The organism is Methanobrevibacter sp. 87.7, assembly GCF_002208625.1.
In the GTDB taxonomy this organism is placed as follows: Archaea; Methanobacteriota; Methanobacteria; order Methanobacteriales; family Methanobacteriaceae; genus Methanarmilla.
On the sequence record NZ_MRCT01000290.1, the window covers coordinates 1 to 539 of the forward strand.

The window sequence follows — 539 nt, forward strand, 5'->3', positions numbered from 1 at the left end:
TTGTAGTAATATGACTCAAACTGCTGTTGATTTCTATCATGGTGAACGTGGTGGATATTTCACTGCTATTCTTAAAGATGAAAATGGTAATGTTTTAGCTAATAAACCTGTTAAAATAGGTTTCAATGATGTTATTTATGATGTAACAACTAATGCTAATGGTGTTGCTCGTCTTCAAATTAATCTTGCATGGAGTGGAATCTACACCTTTGCAATATGTTTCTTAGGTGATGATAATTACTCTGGTAGTTTTGAAGTTGCTAAAATTACTATAAATAAAAAAGCAAGTAGTTTAGCTGTTCCTCAAAAAACATATAAAGTAAGTGCTAGTGTTAAAACTTTAACTATTACACTTACAGGTGAAAATGTTTTAACCCATAGATACACTGTACCTGCTCAAAGTAAAAAAGTATCTGTTACTGTAAATGGTAAAACATATACTGCTACTACTAATTCAAAAGGTGTTGCTACTGTTAAAGTAAGTATTAATAAAAGAGGAACTTACACTGTAGTTACTAGATTTGCTGGTGATGGAACAT

Annotated in this window: 1 pseudogene; it reads left to right on the forward strand. The window is 30.8% G+C overall.

The features are described 5' to 3' along the window. Positions 1 to 539 (forward strand): annotated as a pseudogene (locus tag BGI41_RS08405) (adhesin); the annotation flags it as partial.